Source organism: Streptomyces composti (assembly GCF_012034205.1).
Taxonomy (GTDB): domain Bacteria; phylum Actinomycetota; class Actinomycetes; order Streptomycetales; family Streptomycetaceae; genus Streptomyces; species Streptomyces composti.
Window position 1 is genome coordinate 140,541 of the sequence record NZ_JAATEM010000006.1, and the last position, 14,272, is coordinate 154,812.

10 protein-coding genes and 1 tRNA gene are annotated in these 14,272 nt (G+C 74.0%); 1 reads left to right on the top strand and 10 read right to left on the bottom strand.

Annotated features, from left to right (window positions below; all coding sequences use genetic code 11):
* Window positions 1–42 precede the first annotated feature (42 nt).
* Together HCJ93_RS06960 and HCJ93_RS06965 are read right to left on the bottom strand one after the other, a co-directional pair.
* Window positions 43–2,823 (bottom strand): SpoIIE family protein phosphatase, encoded by a 2,781-nt coding sequence (locus HCJ93_RS06960; RefSeq protein WP_167992059.1) that lies wholly within the window; start codon window positions 2,821–2,823, stop codon window positions 43–45.
* Window positions 2,824–2,962: 139 nt separating this feature from the next.
* Window positions 2,963–3,047, bottom strand: a tRNA-Leu gene (locus HCJ93_RS06965).
* A 141-nt stretch (window positions 3,048–3,188) separates the two neighbouring features.
* Between HCJ93_RS06965 and HCJ93_RS06970 the strand changes: the two genes are divergently transcribed.
* A complete protein-coding gene (locus HCJ93_RS06970) occupies window positions 3,189–4,520 on the top strand; it encodes a DUF2254 domain-containing protein (RefSeq protein WP_167992061.1) in 1,332 nt (443 codons plus the stop codon).
* 270 nt (window positions 4,521–4,790) lie between these two features.
* Here the strand turns inward: HCJ93_RS06970 and HCJ93_RS06975 are convergent, their stop codons facing one another.
* From HCJ93_RS06975 to HCJ93_RS07010, 8 genes are all read right to left on the bottom strand, one after another.
* Window positions 4,791–5,978, bottom strand: a complete 1,188-nt coding sequence (locus tag HCJ93_RS06975; protein ID WP_373563563.1) for a sugar phosphate isomerase/epimerase family protein — start codon at window positions 5,976–5,978, stop codon at window positions 4,791–4,793.
* 110 nt (window positions 5,979–6,088) lie between these two features.
* Complete coding sequence (locus HCJ93_RS06980) at window positions 6,089–7,534, bottom strand: alkaline phosphatase family protein (RefSeq protein ID WP_167992064.1); 1,446 nt, start codon at window positions 7,532–7,534, stop codon at window positions 6,089–6,091.
* The gene (eboE, locus tag HCJ93_RS06985; RefSeq protein WP_167992066.1) at window positions 7,531–8,700 is read right to left on the bottom strand and encodes a metabolite traffic protein EboE; all 1,170 of its coding nucleotides are present in this window, start codon (window positions 8,698–8,700) and stop codon (window positions 7,531–7,533) included. Before eboE ends, HCJ93_RS06980 begins: the two co-directional genes overlap by 4 nt.
* 3 nt (window positions 8,701–8,703) lie before the next feature.
* Window positions 8,704–9,552 carry a TatD family hydrolase gene (locus HCJ93_RS06990; RefSeq protein WP_167992067.1) on the bottom strand — a complete coding sequence of 283 codons (849 nt, stop codon included), beginning with the start codon at window positions 9,550–9,552 and terminating at the stop codon, window positions 8,704–8,706.
* Window positions 9,552–10,211 carry an EboA domain-containing protein gene (locus HCJ93_RS06995; RefSeq protein WP_167992167.1) on the bottom strand — a complete coding sequence of 220 codons (660 nt, stop codon included), beginning with the start codon at window positions 10,209–10,211 and terminating at the stop codon, window positions 9,552–9,554. The genes HCJ93_RS06990 and HCJ93_RS06995 overlap by 1 nt, the downstream gene beginning before the upstream one ends.
* A gap of 296 nt (window positions 10,212–10,507) precedes the next feature.
* A complete protein-coding gene (locus tag HCJ93_RS07000) occupies window positions 10,508–11,446 on the bottom strand; it encodes a sugar phosphate isomerase/epimerase family protein (protein WP_167992069.1) in 939 nt (312 codons plus the stop codon).
* Window positions 11,443–12,903 (bottom strand): UbiA family prenyltransferase, encoded by a 1,461-nt coding sequence (locus tag HCJ93_RS29840; protein ID WP_167992071.1) that lies wholly within the window; start codon window positions 12,901–12,903, stop codon window positions 11,443–11,445. The genes HCJ93_RS07000 and HCJ93_RS29840 overlap by 4 nt, the downstream gene beginning before the upstream one ends.
* Window positions 12,900–14,189: an inositol-3-phosphate synthase gene (locus HCJ93_RS07010; protein WP_167992072.1), complete on the bottom strand. Its 1,290-nt coding sequence runs from the start codon at window positions 14,187–14,189 to the stop codon at window positions 12,900–12,902. Before HCJ93_RS07010 ends, HCJ93_RS29840 begins: the two co-directional genes overlap by 4 nt.
* Window positions 14,190–14,272: the final 83 nt, after the last annotated feature.

Below are 14,272 nucleotides of genomic sequence, written 5' to 3' on the forward strand. Positions count from 1 at the left end.
GGCGGGGACCGCAGACGACGGGGCCCGACCCGGGTCCGGGGCTCACAGGTCCTCCATCCACAGGTCTGCCAGGTCGGGGCCGGCCGGGGAGTCGAGCGCCTGTTCGGCCCAGATGATCTTGCCTCGGTCGGTGTAGCGGGTGCCCCAGCGGCGGGAGAGCTGGGCGACGAGGAACAGGCCGCGGCCTCCCTCGTCGGTGTAGGCGGCGCGGCGCAGGTGCGGCGAGGTGCTGGTGCCGTCGCCGACTTCGCAGATCAGGCTGTCCCGGTCGCGCAGCAGGCGCAGGCTGATGGGGCTCTTGCCGTACCGGACGGCGTTGGTGATCAGCTCGCTGACGATCAGCTCGGTGGTGAACGCGGCCTCGCCGAGGCCCCAGGACTCCAGCCTGCGGGTGGCCTCGGCGCGGACCCGGGGGACGGCGGCGGGATCGTCGGGCACCTCCCACTCGGCGACCTCGTCCGGGTCGAGCAGCCGGGTACGTGCGACGAGCAGGGCGACGTCGTCGTTGGGCCGGGTGGGCAGCATGGTGTCGAGCACCGTTTCGCAGGTGTCGTCCAGGGAGGTGCCGTGCGTCTCGGCCAGCACCTCGCTCAGCAGGCGCAGCCCGACGTCGATGTCACGGTCGCGGGTCTCGACCAGGCCGTCGGTGTAGAGGACCAGCCGGCTGCCGGCCGGCAGCCGGAGCACGGCCGTCTCCACCGGCAGTCCCCCGCCCACGCCGAGCGGCGGTGCGACGGGGATGTCGGGGAAGGTCACGGTGCCGTCGGGGGACACCAGCGCCGGCCCCGGATGCCCGGCGCGGGCCACGACGCACCGCCCGGAGACCGGGTCGTAGATCGCATACAGGCAGGTGGCACCGGTGACGGCCTCGGTGCTGCCCTCCGCCGCCGCGTCCTGGTCGATCCGGGCGATCAGGTCGTCCAGGTGGGCGAGCAGCTCGTCCGGCGGCAGGTCGAGGGCGGCGAAGTTGTGCACCGCGGTCCTCAGCCGGCCCATCGTGGCGGCGGCGTGCAGACCGTGCCCGACGACGTCGCCGACCACCAGGGCCACCCGGGCCCCGGGCAGCGGGATGACGTCGTACCAGTCGCCGCCGACCCCGGCCTGGGCGGGCAGATAGCGGTGCCCGACCTCCAGGGCGGACAGCTCGGGGAGCGCGCTGGGCAGCAGGCTGCGCTGGAGGGTGACGGCCGTGTTGTGCTCACGGGTGTAGCGGCGGGCGTTGTCGATGCACACGGCCGCCCGCGCGGCGAGCTCCTCCGCGGGGGACAGATCGTCCTGCTCGAACGGGTCCTGCTGGGAACGCCAGAACTCCACGACCCCGAGCAGCTGGCCCCGGGCCCTGAGCGGCACCGTGATCATGGAGTGGATCCCGAATTCGATGACCCGCCGGGCGCGCTCCGGGGCCTGGGCCCGCCATCCCTCGGCCTCGGCGAGGTGCCTGGCCAGGACCGGCCGCCCGGTCGCCACCCCGGTGGCCACGGGGTTGCCGGGCGCATGCTGCACCAGCGTCCCGACCGGGCTGAGCGGCGCGTCGTCCCGGATGCCCGCGGCCGCGACGCGGCGCATCGCCGTGCTCGCCTCCGTGGGTTCGCCGCCCTGCAGCACGGACTCCGCCAGCTCGACGGTGGCGTAGTCGGCGAAGCGCGGGACGGCCACCTCGGTCAGCTCCTCGGCCGTGCGCTTGATGTCGAGGGTGGTGCCGATGCGGGTGCTGGCGTCGTAGAGGAGTTGCAGGCGCCCGCCCGCCACGTCGGCCCGGCCCGCGAGGGCGCGCAGCTCGGTGGTGTCCCGCAGGGTGGCGACGCTGCCCCCGTTCGGGCCGACCGGCCGCACATTGACCGCGAGCAGGGTGTCCCCGGCGAGGAAGACCTTGTCGCTGGCGGGCCGGCCGGAACCCAGCAGTGCGGCCAGGGAAGGGTTCAGTCCGAGTTCGGTGACCGGCCTGCCCTCGGCCTCCGGCGGCAGGGAGAGCAGCCTGCGCGCCTCGTCGTTGACCAGCTGGAGCCTCCCTTCGGCGTCCAGGATGATCACGCCCTCACGGACGGCGTGCAGCACGGCGTCGTGGTGCTCGTACATGCGGGTCATCTCGACCGGCCCCAGTCCTCCGGTCTGGCGTCGCAGACGCCCGCTGACCAGTGCCGATCCGCCCGCGGCCAGCAGCAGGGCGACTCCTCCCGCGGCGAAGATCACCGGCAGCTGGTCCTGCACCACGCTGGTCACCTTGGCGACCGTGACGCCCACGGTGACCAGTCCGACGGGGTTTCCCCGCTCGTCGAAGACGGCCACCGTCGAGTCGACGGCCTTGCCCAGGCTGCTGTCGAACGTGGTCTGGTGGGGTTCGCCCTCGAGGGCCTGGCCGTAGGAGGTGGAGACGTGCTTGCCGATCTGGTCCCGGTCCGGGTGGGTCCAGCGGAAGCCGTAGGGGCTCAGCGCCACGACGTAGTCGACACCGGTCCGCTTGCGGACCGCCTCGGCATGGGGCTGCAGCGCCGCCGTCGGGTCGTCGCTCTTCATCGCCTCCGCGGTGCCCGGGGCGTTCGCGAATGCCTCGGCCGCCACCAGCGACCGGTCCCTGGCCTCCTGGATCGCCCGGTTCCTGTCCTGGATCACCAGTGCCACCACGGCCGTGGCGATGAGCAGCAGCACGACCACGAGTTGCAGCAGGAAGAACTGACCGGCGACGCTGCGCGGCTTCGCCAGCGACAGCACACGGTGGCCGGTCGAACGGTGACGGGCCGTCGGACCGGCTTCCGGCGGCCCGGCCTTCGGTGGCACGTGCTCGCCCCGTCGGCTCGCAGGGGCGTCTCGCCCGACTTTGCCCATTTCATCAGTATCGGTGACCTGCCCGGCGGGCGCGGTTCAGGAGGGTGGGTGCGCGGGAGGGCGCTGGAAAGACCCCCGGGGAAAGCAATCAGGGACGATCTGCTGATCGTCCCTGCCGTGAGCCGTATGGGCTGGTGAGTGTCCGAGGGGGGACTTGAACCCCCACGCCCGATAAAGGGCACTAGCACCTCAAGCTAGCGCGTCTGCCATTCCGCCACCCGGACGAGGTGTACGCCGCCGGTCAGGGCTCGGCCCCGCGGCGACGTGGACAACCATACCAAGGTTTGGCAGTGCCTTTCACCTGCGTTTCCTTCACTCCGGCGGTGGTCCGGGACCGGACCGCCGGTTGCCTCTAGGGTCGCACCATGAGTGACTGGACGATCACCCAGGGTCCGCTGCCGAGGCGCCGCCGACGGGCGCTGTCGCCGCTCCGGGAGCATCTGCGGGACTCGTTCTGGTTCGCACCCGTGGCGGCCATGGTGCTGGTGTTCGTGGTGTGGCTGGGCGCCGAGGAGCTGGACGTGGCGATCGTCCGGTCGCTGCAGGCGGAGCGGGACTACGACACACTGGCCGACCTGCTGCGCTTCGCGGACGACGCCCGGTCCGTGGTGAACGCCGTGAGCTCGGCGATGATGACCTTCATCGGTGTGGTGTTCAGCATCTCGCTGGTGGCCGTGCAGATGGCGAGCGGGCAGTTCACACCCCGGGTGGTTCGGATCTTCGTCCGCAGCAAGATCACCAAGGCGACGTTCGCCGTGTTCCTGGCGACCTTCGTGCTGACCCTGCTGGTCCTGACCACGTTCGACAGCGCCACCGACCCCCGGGTGGTCACCTCCGTGCCGCTGGTGCAGTCGGTACTCACACTGATCATGGTGGGGCTGAGCCTGCTGTTGTTCGTGGTGTACGTGAACACCACGCTGCGGATGATGCGGGTGAGCCATGTGATCGCCCGGATCGCGGCGGAGTCGTTCCGGGTGGCCGCGCTGATGCCGGTGCCGGGCAAGGCGGAGGAGCCGCCCGAGCTGGGGCCGGTGACGGCGTGGGTGGCGCACGAGGGGCGCGCGGGTGTGCTGCGGGATGTGCGAGTGGCGCGGCTGGTACGGGTGGCTCGGGCGCACGGGGTGGTGCTGCGGCTGATGCCGCGCATCGGGGATTTCGTGGTGCCGGGCACGCCGGTGCTGGCGGTGCACGGCGGCAAGGCTCCGCGGCGCGGGGCACTCCGGCGTGCCCTGGGGGTCGGCGTGGAGCGGACGTTCCATCTGGATGTGGCGTTCGGGCTGCGGCAGTTGTCGGACATCGCGCTGCGGGCGCTGTCCGCCGCGATCAACGATCCGACGACGGCGGTGCAGGCGCTGGACCGGATCGTGCAGCTGCTGACCGCGCTGTCGCGGCGGCCGCTGGACACCGTGGTGCACCGTGACCGGACAGGTGAGGTGCGGCTGGTGCAGCCGGTGCCGGGATGGGAGGAGCTGGTGGACCTGGGGCTGACGGAGGTCCGCGTGTGCGGGTCGGGGGTGCCGCAGGTGACGCGGCGGCTGATGGCCGGCCTGGAGGATCTGCTGCTGCTCGCCCCTCAGGAGCGTCGGGAGCCGCTGCTGCGCCACCGTGACCTGCTGCGGCAGGCCGTGGAGCGGGCGGCCGGTACGGCGGAGGAGCGGGAGTTCGCGCTCCGGCCGGACCGGCAGGGGATCGGCTGAGCCGGGGGCGCCGGCGAGGGGCTCAGCCGGAAGGGCGCGCGGTGGTGCCGGCGTCGCGCTGCGGGCCCGTTCGTGGGCTCCTTGCGAGCGGGCGGCCCCGTCCGCCGGGCGGAAAGACCCGGTGAACGGGGCCGCCCGCCGCGGCGGACGGGCGGCGCCGTGACGCCTCTCGGGCCGGTGGCCGTCGGGCGTCGTGGCACCGGTGACCGGCCGGCGGTGCGTGACGTGGTCCCGGTCCGGTGGCCGTCGGCGCGTCACGCCGCTGGCAGGTCAGCAGCGGCGCTTGCGCAGGGCGGCCATGTTGTCGTAGCCGATCTTCGCGAAGCGCAGTGACTGGCCGGCGTCGGTGGAGCTGGGCGCGTTGTCCTGCTCGACCATCGGGTTGTGGTAGTTCCGTTGCCCCACACGGCTGAAGAAGGTGCGGTAGTCGATGTCGCCGGTGCCGAACGGGACCATGTCGTAGCCCATGCCGTTGGTCTCGTTGCGGGTGCCGTCCTTGGCGTGGAACAGCGGGTAGCGCTTGTTGTGGCGGGCGACCAGGCCGGCCGGGTCGAAGATGTTCCTGCGCTGGGTGCCGTCGTGGGCGGTGTAGGTGTGGAACTTGTACTGGGCCACGTGCGCCCAGTAGATGTCCATCTCCAGCCAGACGCGCTTGGGGTCGGTGACCTTCAGGAAGTACTCCAGCTTGCGGATGCCGGAACTGCGGGTGGGCCGGCCCTGGTCGTCGAGCGGACCGCCGTCCAGCAGGAAGCCGTAGGCGGCGTCGTGGTTGTGGGTGTAGAGCTTGATGCCCTCGCGGCGGGCGATCTCGCCGAGGGTGTTCCACTTCTCCGCGGCGACGTCCCAGTCGGCCCGGTAGGGGCTGTCGGTGGGGTCGCCGCCGGTGCCCATGTGGGGCATGCCGAGGATGTTGGCGATCTCCAGGTGCTGTTTGAAGGTGTCCAGGTCGCTCTTGGTCAGCGGCCAGGACGGCGGGATGAATCCGTGGTTGCCCTGGGCGCGCAGGCCGTGGTCCTCGAGCCAGCCGCGCAGCAGCCGGGCGCCCTTGACGGTGCCCAGGTCGGCGCCGCCGGGGGCGTTGGGGTGCTGGGTGTAGCCGGCGAACTCGACCTGGCGGTATCCGTGGCGGGAGAGTTCTTTGAAGACCTCGCGGAAGCCGGAGGGCAGATCGGTGGAGAGCGGGTCGCGGCCGGTGGCGTCCCTGACGGTGTAGAGGATGATGCCGCGCTTGTGGGCGGGGACGAGCACCTGACCGCCGTGGCCCTGGCCCTTGCCGTGGCCGTGGCCTCGCTCGTGGTCCTGGGCGGCGAAGGCCGGGGAGGCGCCGAGGACGGGGGCGGCGACGGCGGCGCCGGCGGCTGCGGTGCAGGTGGACAGGAAGCGGCGGCGGCCGATGCCGAGCCGGCGTCTGAGGGCCTCGTCGGGGCCGGCGGCGGATGCCGCGCCGGCGACTGGGATGTCGTCCTGCGAAGGGTTCGAGAAGTGACTCACGGGTGCCTGCCTTCTTCGTCGTTGCTGCCGCCGGTGGCACCGGCGGCGGGCCGTTGTCAGTGCCGTGTGTTTCACTCTCAGTAGTCGGATCTCGCGGGCGGTGCGTCGGCGAGTCCGGCCAGCCTGAGCAGCAGTGACTTGACATCGGTGGCCGCTACGCGGTCTCCGACAGCGCGGGGGGTGGAGCAGATGAGGAGCGGACCGTCGTCGTCGCTCGCGGGGAGGCGGCCGTGGCTGCCGCGAACAGGTGAGGGATCCAGGGGCACGACCGCCATGCGGTAGCGCATGCCGAGCTTCTTGCGCGCCAGTGCGGTGGCCGCCTTGACCTTCACATAGGGGTCCTGGGGGTCCATGAACAGCTCGACCGGGTCGTAGCCGGGTTTGCGGTGGATCTCGACGAGCTGCGCGAAGTCGGGCGCGCGGGCGTCGTCGAGCCAGTAGTAGTACGTGAACCAGGCGTCGGGTTCGGCGACGGCGACGAGTTCGCCGGCCCGCGGGTGGTCGAGGTGGTGGGCCTTCTTGCCCTCGTCGTCGAGGAGACGGCCGATGCCTGGCAGGCCCTCGAGGGCTTCCCTGGTGGCGTCCAGGTCCTCGGGCCGGCGCACATAGACATGGGCGATCTGGTGGTCGGCGACGGCGAAGGCGCGGGAGGCCATCGGGTCGAGGTACTCCATGCCGTCCTGGGTGTGCACCTCCAGCAGTCCGGCGCGGCGCAGGGCGCGGTTGATGTCCACGGGCCGGCTGACGCGGGTGATGCCGTACTCGGACAGCGCGACGACGGTGCGTCCCTCGGCGCGGGCGTCGTCGAGGAGCGGGGCGAGGGCGGCGTCCAGGTCGGTGGCGGCCTGGAGGGAGCGGGGGTCGTCGGGGCCGTGGCGCTGCAGGTCGTAGTCGAGGTGCGGGAGGTAGCAGAGGGTGAGATCGGGGGTGCGGGTGCGGTTGATGTGCCGGGTGGCGTCGATGATCCACTGGCTGGAGACCAGGTCGGCGCCGGGTCCCCAGAAGTGGAAGAGGGGGAAGGTGCCGAACTTCTCGGTGAGTTCGTCGTGCAGGGACGGCGGGCGGGTGTAGCAGTCGGGTTCCTTGCGGCCGTCGGCGTAGTAGACCGGGCGGGGGGTGACGGTGATGTCGGTGTCGGCGCCCATGGCGTACCACCAGCAGATGTTGGCGACGGTGTAGCCGGGGTGGGCGCGGCGGGCGGCGTCCCAGAGCTTGTCGCCGGAGACGAGTCCGTTGTGCTGCCGCCACAGCAGGACCTCGCCGAGTTCGCGGAAGTACCAGCCGTTGCCGACGATGCCGTGCTCGGAGGGCATCGTGCCGGTGAGGAAGGTGGACTGGGCGGCGCAGGTGACGGCGGGCAGAACGGTGCCGAGTGGAGCGCGGGAGCCCTTCTGGCCGAGCGCCTTGAGGTTCGGCATGTGGTCGAGCAGGCGGGGGGTGAGGCCCACGACGTCGAGGACGAGCAGCGGGGTGGGACCGGTGGTGCGGCCGCGGTCGCCGGTGGTGTGCGCTCCGGTGGTCATGGCAGCTCCTTCAGGCCGAGGTCGGTCAGCAGGTCGCGGGCGAGGGTGAGCTCGGCGGCGATGCCGTCGGTGAGCTGGGTGCGGGCGCGGGGCCGCAGCTCGGGCGGGAGGGCCTGCCAGGTGTAGGTCTCGACCTCCAGGTGGCCGGTGAGCGGGTGCGGTCCGCCGACGAGCCGGGTGAGCGTGTCCTTCAGGACGTCGAGTGTGGAGGTGAGGGGCGTGGCGGGGGCCGCGTGCAGCGGGACGTGGAAGTGGGCGCGCCAGGGCGCCGTGTCGGGGAGGGCGTCGCCGGTGAGGGCCTCGTCGAGGTCGTCGGTGCCGCGCAGTCCTGCGGCGGTGAGGGTGCGGGTCTGGTGCAGGAAGCGGGGTTCGGCGAAGGCGGCGAGGCTGTCGCGGACTTCGGGCTCGTGGGGGTGTTCGGCGTGCAGGGCGGCGGAGAGCTGGGACTTGACGACGGGGACGCGGGCCTCGGTGAGGGCGTCCAGGGCGGTGTGCGGGTCTTCGAAGGAGGTGGCGAGGTGGCAGGTGTCGACGCAGATGCCGATGCGGTGGTGGCCGATGCCGGTGAGCGGGGTGATGGCGTCCCGGGTGGTCTCCACGACGCAGCCCGGCTCGGGCTCCAGGGCGACGCGGATGGAGCGGCCGGTCAGTTCCTGCAGGGCGTCGAGGCGTTCGGCGAGGGTGAGCAGCGCTGCGCGGGCCTTGTCGGCGCGGGTGTCGTCGTAGGCGGTGCGCCAGGCCAGCGGCAGGGTGGAGATGCTGCCGTCGGTGACGTCGTCGGGCAGCAGGCCGGCCAGGACGCGGGCGAGGGAGGTGGTGTGCTCGAGCCGCTCGGGGTCTGCCCAGTCGGGTTTGTAGACGCGGTACTTGACCTCCTCGGCGCCGAAGCCTTCGTAGGGGAAGCCGTTGAGGGTGACGACCTCGAGGCCTCGCCGGTCGAGTTCGGTGCGCAGGCCGCGCAGCGCGGCGGGGTCGGTGACCAGGGCGTGGGCGGCGTCGCGGGCGAGCCACAGGCCGATGCCGAGGCGGTCGCGGCCCAGGCGGCGGCGGACCGGCTCGCAGTGGTCGCGGAGCTGGGCGAGGACACCGTCGAGGGTCTCGGCGGGGTGGACATTGGTGCAGTAGGCGAGGTGGACGGTGGTGCCGTCGGGGTGCCGGAAGCGCATGGCTCACTCCCCGCCGCGCAGGATGGAGTTGCCCTCGTGGGTGGCGCCGGTGTCGGCGACCTCGAGGTCCAGACGGCCGCTGAGCCCGTAGAAGGCGACGGGGTTGCGCCACATGACCTGGTCGACGTCGTCCTCGGTGAAGCCCTCGGCGAGCATCAGGTCGGCGACCCTGCGGGTCTTCAGCGGGTCGCTCTTGCCCCAGTCGGCGGCGGAGTTGACCAGGACGCGGTCGGTTCCGCAGGTGCGCAGGACGGCGACCATCCGCTTCTCGTCCATCTTGGTGTCGGGATAGACGGAGAAGCCGAGCCAGCAGCCGCTGTCCCTGGCCTCCTTGACGGTGGTCTCGTTGAGGTGGTCGACCAGCACCCGGTCCGGGGGCAGGGCGGACTCGCGGACCACGTCGAGGGTGCGGCGCAGTCCGGCGAGCTTGTCGCGGTGCGGGGTGTGCACCAGGGCGGGCAGGCCGTGGTCGGCGGCGAGCTGCAGCTGGGCGGCGAGGGCGGTGTCCTCGGCGGGGGTCATGGAGTCGTAGCCGATCTCGCCGACGGCGACCACCTTGTCCTTGACCAGGTACCGGGGCAGTTCGTCGAGGACGGGGGTGCAGCGGGGGTCGTTGGCCTCCTTGGGGTTGAGGGCGAGGGTGCAGTGGTGGGCGATGCCGTACTGGGCGGCGCGGAAGGGTTCCCAGCCGAGGAGGGAGTCGAAGTAGTCGAGGAACGAGGCCGGGGAGGTGCGGGGCTGGCCGAGCCAGAAGGAGGGTTCGACGACGGCGCGGACGCCGGCGGCGTACATGGCCTCGTAGTCGTCGGTGGTGCGCGAGGTCATGTGGATGTGGGGGTCGAAGATGCGCATCAGGACTCCTTGCCGTGGGGGGTGTCCGCCTCCCGGTCCGGGGCGGCGGACGCGGTCAGGGCCAGCACGCGGTGCAGATCGTCCGGGACGGGGCGGCCCGCCGCGGTGCGCTCGGCGGCGTAGTCGCGGAGCATGCGGGCGAGTTCGGCGTCCCCGCTCGCGCGTCGTTCCAGGTCGGCGACGTGGTCCACCGGCACACCGGTGAACAGGCACTTCAGCACCGCGTGCCGCCAGGCGTGGTCGTCCAGGTGCCGGGCGGCGTACGGGCCGAGGGCGGCGGCGAGCAGCCGGGTGTCGTTGGCGCGCAGGGCGTCCTCGACGAGCGGGAGGGCGTCGGGGCCGGTCACCAGGTGCGGCAGGGCGTGCAGTACGGCGCGGCGTTCGTCGGCGGTGCCCTGGAAGTAGACCCGGGTCAGTGCGTCGGTGCCGGCGCGGGCGGCGTGCAGGATGAGGACGCGGACGGCGTCGGCTCCGGCCGGGCCGCAGCGCCGGCCCGCCTCCGCGAGGCGCAGCTCCCACACGGAGATGGGGCCGTGTCTGCCGGGGTGGGCGGCGGCCTCCTCGAGCGCGTGCTGGAACCAGGCCCGGGCCGCTTCGCCGAGCCGGGTGGCGAGCTTCTCGCGCAGCTCGGCGGGCGGGGTCCGGGCCGGGTGGGGCAGGGGCGCCTCGCCGGCCGGGCCGTTCCCCTCGCGGGTCGGTTCGCCGCCGGTGCCGCCCTTCCCGCCGGCCCGGTCGCCGTTCGCGCTGGTCCCGGCAGGGCGCGCGGGCGCCGGCGCGGTGCCGCCGGCCCCACGAGCGTCCGAGGTGTCAGAAGGATCCGAAGAGTCCGGGGGGTTCGGGGCGTCCGGGGCGGCCGGGGCGGCCGGGGCGGCCGTGCTGTTCGGGGCGTCCGGGGTTCCGTGGTCGTCGCCGGTGGTGCCTGTCTCCGGGGTCGCCGGGATGTGGTGCGGGTGGTTCATGAGGTGGTGCTCCCTTCGGGGGTGGCGGAGGGATCGCCGTGGGACGGGGCGGCCGGCGCGGCCGGGGCCGCGACCCGGGCGGCGGCGCGCCGCAGGAACGGGAGGGAGTGGGCGGCGTGGTAGGGCCCCGCGTGGGAATGGCGGGGCAGCTCCACGACCGTCAGCCCCTGGTAGCCGGTGGCGGCGAGGGCGGCGAGCACGGGCGGGAAGTCGATCTCGCCGTCGCCGAAGGGCAGATGCTCGTGGACGCCTCGGCGCATGTCCTCGATCTGGACGTGCCGCAGCCAGGGTGCGGCCTCGCGGACGCAGTCCGCGGGCGGCAGGGGCTCGAGGCACTGGCAGTGCCCGATGTCCAGGGTCAGGCCGAGCGGCTCGGGGTCGCCGAGCAGACGGCGCAGGTGGTGGAAGTCGGCAAGGGTGGCGAGGAGATGTCCGGGTTCGGGTTCGACGGCGAGCGGGACGCCGGCCGTGGCGGCGGCGTCGAGCACGGGGGCGAGGGCGTCGGTGAGGCGCTTCCAGGCGGTGTCCTCGTCGGTGCCCTGGGGCAGCACCCCGCTGAAGCAGTGCACGGCGTGCGCCCCGAGGTCGGCGGCGACCCGCACGGCCCGCAGCAGCAGATCCGTGCGGCGGGCACGGTCCTCCGGGTCCGAATCCAGCAGCGAGGGCCCGTGCTTGCGGCGAGGGTCGAGGACGTACCGGGCGCCGGTCTCGACGGTGACGCCGAGGCCCAGCTCCTGGAGGCGGTGCGCCACGCGCCGGGTGCGGGCCGCGAGGTCCGGGGCCAGCGGGTCCAGGTGCATGTGGTCGAGAGTGAGGCCCACGCCGTCGTAGCCGAGGTCGGCGAGGAGGGCGAGGGCGTCGTCGAGCCGGAGGTCGGCGAGGCCGTTGGTGCCGTAGCCCCAGCGCCACGGGGAGTGTTCGGTCTGCGGGCTCATGTCACGCTCACCTTCCGGGCGAAGCGCCGTGCGAGAGGGGCCAGGGCGGCGGTGGCCAGGGCGGAGCCGGGGGCACCGGCGCGTGCGGCGAGGGCGGCCTGCAGCGGGATCATCGCCCGGATCCCGGCACCGACCGCCCGCTGGGTCAGGGGCGGTGACGGGTTGAGGGCGGCGTGGAACAACGGGCGTGCCACGGTCGCCGCGTACGCGAGGGGTCCCGGCAGGCCGAGGGGGGCTGCTCCGCCTCGGCCTGCCGGGGGCTTGAGAAGCCGGGTGGTCACAGTCGCGGTGGCCGCGAGGGCGGCGGCGGGGACGAGCGGCTTGCCTCCGGTCGTCTCGTCGCGGGATACGAAGGTGACCGCGGTGGTGTGGGCGGCCATGGCAAGGGCCGCGGGGAGGGCGGCACGGAGTCCGACGGGACGTGCGGGGCGGGCCCGGCCCGCGGTCGGGGTTCCCGCCGACGACAGCCCCGGGGCCACGGGGCCGAGGAGCCCCGCCCGGCGTGCGGACCGGCCGCTTCCCGGCCGGCCGGTCCCGGCCGTCATGGCAGCGAGGGTCGCCGCCCCGGCCGATACGGCCTTGCCCGCACGCGTCGGCCGCGCGGACGGGGTGCCTGCTGCTCCGGGCAGCAGGCGGACGCCGCCGGATGTGCCTCCCGGCATGAGCGCGGCCACCGCCGCGAGCGCGCGGCGAACCGAGCGCGAGGGCCGTCCGCGGCCGCCCCGGGAGGCGGCTGCGCTGCGTGCAGCGACGGCCGCCGCGCCTGCCGCGGTCGGCACACCGACGCCGCGTTCGCCTCCCGGCGCTCGCCCGGTCCTCGCCATGGGGGCGCCCGGTGCCGAGCGCACCCCCGGCCCCCCAGCAGGGGGTGGCGGAACCGAGAGGGCCGCGGGTGGTGTCGCCATCGGTCTGCGCGCGGGCCCCCGGCCGGGCCGACGCCCGGCCGCTCCCTGGGCCGCGGACGCCGGCCTCTGTCCGCCGGCCGTTGCCGCCGCGCCCAGGAGGACGTCCAGGGCTCGGGCCGTGCCCATGGCCGCCGGGCCCGCGGGGGTGTGCTTGAGGTGGAGGTCGTATGCCCAGACCGTTGCCGCCAGGGCGGCTGCCAGGGCGCCGGGGGTGCGGCCCGCGCGGTGGGCGAGGGCCACGCCGGCGGCGGTGAAGGCCGTGGCCGCGGTGAGGGCCGCGGTGGGGTGGATGCGGCCGGACGGGATGGGGCGGTGGGGGCGGTCCACCGCGTCCTCCGCGCGGTCGGCCCAGTCGTTGAGGGCCATGCCGGCCTCGTACAGGCACAGGGAGGAGCCGATGGCGAGAAGGGTGCCGCGGCCGGGGCGGACGCCGATGGCGGCGGCGCCTGCGAGGGCGTCGCCGGGGACGGAGAACAGGGCGGGCAGACGCAGCAGTTCGGCCCAGGCGCGCAGCGTGGAGGTGTCGCCCGTGCTCGTGCTCGTGCTGCTCATATGCCGTCCCGCAGCCGGGCCGCGAAGTCCAGCAGCGCGGCGTACTGCTCGCCGAGTGCCGAGGAGGCGCCCGCGTCCGGGTCCTTGAAGTAGAAGCCCAGCTCGGGGCGGGGGCCGCCGAGGCCGGCTTCGTGGGCGCGGAGCATCAGGCGGGCCAGGTCGAGGACGAGGGGTGCGGCGAGCGCGGAGTCGCAGCCCTGCCAGGTGGTCTGCAGGATCATCCGGGCGCCGAGGAAGCCGTCGAAGGCGATGTGGTCCCAGGCGGTCTTCCAGTCGCCGAGCGCGGGCACGTCGTCGATGTGGACCTCGCCCTGCGGGGCGGCGCCGAGGGTGTCGGCGAGGACGCGTTCCTTGCCGGAGTTCTTCGCCGCCGCGGCGGCCGGGTCGGCGAGGGCTGCGCCGTCTCCGCCGCCCAGCAGGTTGGTGCCGGACCAGGCACGTACCGCGAGGGCACGCTGGGCGAACATCGGGCCGAGCACCGAGCGCAACAGGGTCTGGCCGGTCTTGCCGTCGCGGCCCGCGTACGGCAGGCCGGAGGAGGCGGCGAGCTCGGCGAGTGCCGGGTGGTGCAGGCCGGTGGAGGGGGTGAAGTTGACGTAGGGGCAGCCGGCGCGCAGTGCGGCCGCGGCGTAGAGGGAACTGGGTGGCAGGGTGCCGTCGGTGGGGGCGGGCTCGGTGGAGGCGACGTTCACCACGACGGCTCCGGCGAGGCCGTGGCGGCGCACGAAGTCGCGGATGTCCTCGGCGAAGGCCGCCACCCACTCCTCCTGGCTGCGGTCCCCGCCGGCTTCCTCGTGGGTGCGGCCCACGCCGGAGACGGCTCCGACCGGCCCGGTCCTGCCCGGCTCGGTCCCGCCGGACACCGCACCGCCGGCCCCGGTCCCGCCGGACACCGCACGGCCGGCCCCGGTCCCGCCGGACACCGCACCGCCCGGTGCCGGCCCTCCGGGCCGGATCTCACGGTCGGCGGCGGCGAGTTCCGCGTGCACGGCCGTGGGCAGTCCGTGCGGCAGGACTCCCCCGGCGGCGAGGTGTTCGGCCCGCTTGGGCAGCGGGCAGTCGACGGTGTCGTGGCCGCCGAAGACCAGGGAGGACAACGACGGCAGGCCGGAGGAGGTGAAGGGCGCGGTCTCGGTGACCATGCCGGTCGGCGGGTGGAGTCCTGCGGCGACCGCGGCGCAGCCGGCGATCGCGGTGGTGGCGACGGAGCCGCGGGCGCCGATGAGCCAGACGCCGTAGCGCGGGCCGGTGCCGTCGGCGGTGGGGAGGGACGGTTCGGCGGACATGGGCAGCCTCCTTGTCGTACGCGAACCGGGTGCGAGCGCCGGATGCGGAGTGCGGGGGCCGGGCGGAGGGCCCGGTGAGGCCA